The organism is Streptomyces sp. NPDC052036, from assembly GCF_040680495.1.
Classification (GTDB): Bacteria; Actinomycetota; Actinomycetes; order Streptomycetales; family Streptomycetaceae; genus Streptomyces.
In genome coordinates this window covers 1-2,132 of sequence record NZ_JBFAWW010000116.1, presented here as the reverse complement: position 1 = coordinate 2,132, position 2,132 = coordinate 1, and the positions used below count along the sequence as shown (strand labels likewise).

Here is a 2,132-nt window from a genome sequence, read left to right as displayed (position 1 = left end):
CCGCCATCTGGGCAGGTGGCGGCGGATCCCGATCGCTGTCAGGAGTGCGTTCGAAGCACGCTGGCCCCACTCGGCGAGCTCGTCGATGCTCCTGCCTCCCGAGACGACCGCGCAGGCACACACCAGCAGGATCGCGGTCAGCGAGTACCACCGGCCCCGCCGGGAGCGCGGGTCGGGCACCGAGTCGAAGCAGGGACGCAGGTCAGCGATCCGACCGGCATCCAGCGGCCCCAGCTTCACCAGCACGGCGGGAATGGGAGAAGATACAGCGGCAGGCACGGGCAACCTCATGATCATCTGGCTTAGACACCACAATGATCACGAAGCCCGTGCCTGTCCTGTTATGTGCCCCAACCAGTCACAACCCGACCAGCCGCACGTCCCCGGAACTTGCATCCGCCCTGGGGCAGGGCACCGGTCAAGTAATCAGGTGAAGTCCCCTTCAAAGGCGTGGGGGTGGCGGAGGTCGTGGATGAGGAGGTCTACGGTTTCGGTTGTCAGGTGGGGCATGGCGTATAGATGGGCGCTTGTTCGTGCAGTGCCGTCGATGGTGTGTGTCTCGCAGGACAGGGAGTAGCGGTGGGCGAGGTGCTGGGCGGGGGCACGGAAGCGTATGGCGAGGGAGTGTGGTGTTCGGGATGGCCACAGGTCGATGCCCAGGGTGGACTGGAGCTCTCGGAGTTGGTGTAGCGCGTAGTCGGCGACGTGGTCGCAGCGCACGATGGTGCGGATATGGTCGTCATAGGAGTGCCCGGCGAGACGTTCCCACATGATCAGCGCGGAGAAGCCGTTACGTGAACCACTGAGGGTGGTGTCGGGGGCTCCGACGTATTCAGCGGAAGCGGGAGGATGGGGGCGTAGGCCGGTGCGGGTCATGTAAATGCCGCATTCCCAGGGGGTGCCGAGCCATTTGTGGGCGCTGGTAGTCAGGGAACAGACCCCGGGAACGCGGAAGTCGAAGGGTGGTGGGGCGCTGGGCAGGAGGCGGGCTTCGGCGGCCATGCGTTGGAAAGGGGCGGTGGTTGCGGCGAGCGCACCGTCGACGTGGATCCAGTAGGGACGGCGGCTGTGTGGGGGGTGGGGCCGTCCGCGGTAGGCAGCGGTGAGGGCCGCGTCGACCGCGGGAACGTCGTCGTGGGCGCCCTTGAAAGTGGTGCCGCAGGTGAGGGCAACGATGAGGGGGTGCCCCCGAGCAGCGAAGAACTGTGCGAGGGTGGTGAGGGCCTCGACATCAATATCGCCGTCGCCGGATGGGCCGCCTCGGGCGGGCACGCAGGCGGGCCATGGGCGCTCCGGCGCCAGCGGGTTCTCCCCCGGGTAGAGGCGATTGCCAAGCGTCGCCGGTGTGTCAAGGTTGAGGATACGAGCCGCCTTGACGATCGAGTAGTGGGCCTCCTCGCAGTACAGCAGAACGGGGGGCGAGGTGACCGAAGGCGGCGGTGGGACTGCGTCATTAAACAGGGGGGCACCGCTGAGATAGTCGCGGGCGCTCCATAGTCCGTGCAGGTTCCCCTCGGTCGATCCCATCGCCAGGATATAGCCCCAGTAAGTATCCGGGGCGTTTGGATCGTGTGGCCAAGGTGCGTTCCACAGAGCGGCGAAGTGGTCGAGAACGGCGCGTTCGAGGATCTTGGAGTTCAGCGAGTAAGCGCGGGACTCGTAAGGGTCGCCGGCGTTGTTGAGACTGCTGTCAAGAAAAGGGGCTATGCTCTCTGCGCATGTGAAGTCGAGATTTATCTGAAACCCGGCGAATTTTTTTGCCTGCTCGGCCAGGTGGTGCTGCAGGCGAAGGCGAACATCGGCCACCTGGCCTGGGTGGAGACCGAGAGGGGAAAGCTGGACCTGTTCTGGAGTGAGATTGGGCAAAGCGTCGTAAAGATCGTCGGCGGCACTATGTGGGGCAGTTACCTCACGTGTCAGTGCAGCGATCTTCAATCGTGTCAGGCCGAGATCCCAGCGCGGAAGAAGGGAGGGAAGACTGCCGGAGAAACGAGGGGCGTTGCTCATCGCGGGACGACCTTTACCGAATTGAATCTGCTAGTGTCGCGTGATCTGGTTTGTGTCACCTGAAGCTCTTTGACTCGTTGGGTAGTGCATGAACCTCTCTTCGGAACAGGCCGCGGAATTACGGA

At 64.1% G+C, this 2,132-nt stretch carries 2 protein-coding genes; both read right to left on the bottom strand.

Annotation, left to right across the window (positions count from 1 at the left end):
• A partial coding sequence (locus AB0L95_RS42095) for a transposase family protein (RefSeq protein WP_365171951.1) occupies positions 1-246 on the bottom strand: 246 nt, incomplete at its 3' end.
• A 180-nt stretch (positions 247-426) separates the two neighbouring features.
• On the bottom strand, positions 427-2,007 hold the full coding sequence (locus AB0L95_RS42090) for a pyridoxal-dependent decarboxylase (RefSeq protein WP_365171949.1): 1,581 nt from the start codon (positions 2,005-2,007) through the stop codon (positions 427-429).
• Between the last annotated feature and the right edge of the window lie 125 nt (positions 2,008-2,132).